Origin of the sequence: Massilia sp. 2TAF26, assembly GCF_052115005.1 — a bacterium.
Lineage (GTDB): Bacteria > Pseudomonadota > Gammaproteobacteria > Burkholderiales > Burkholderiaceae_D > Telluria.
Genome location: NZ_JBFRFV010000130.1, coordinates 1 through 399 on the forward strand (window position 1 = coordinate 1; position 399 = coordinate 399).

At 62.2% G+C, this 399-nt stretch carries 1 pseudogene; it reads right to left on the bottom strand.

The annotated features are described in order from the left end of the window. Window positions 1-399, bottom strand: a pseudogene (locus tag AB4Z32_RS27790) (aminopeptidase); the annotation flags it as partial.

The window sequence follows — 399 nt, forward strand, 5'->3', positions numbered from 1 at the left end:
TTCCATCGCCTCGTTGTACTTGTTGCGGTCCTTGTTGGTGACCGTGAAGTCGTCGTGCTCGTTGTAGAAGTCCTTGAGTTCAGGATGCGCATCGACGCGGCGCTCCAGCGTGCCCTTGTTGCGCTGGTCGGTGATCGAGACCGGCTCCTCGTTGCGGCGTGCACGCTTCCAGGCCTTCTCGATTTCCGGATCCTTGGTGCCGATCGTGTACTCGCTGATGCCGTCCACGCTCACGTCCACGTGATCGGTGGTGTAGAACCAGCCGCGCCAGAACCAGTCGAGGTCCGTGCCGGAAGCGTCTTCCATGGTGCGGAAGAAGTCGGCCGGGGTCGGACGCTTGAACTTCCAGCGGCGCGCGTATTCGCGGAAGGCGAAGTCGAACAGTTCGCGGCCCAGCAC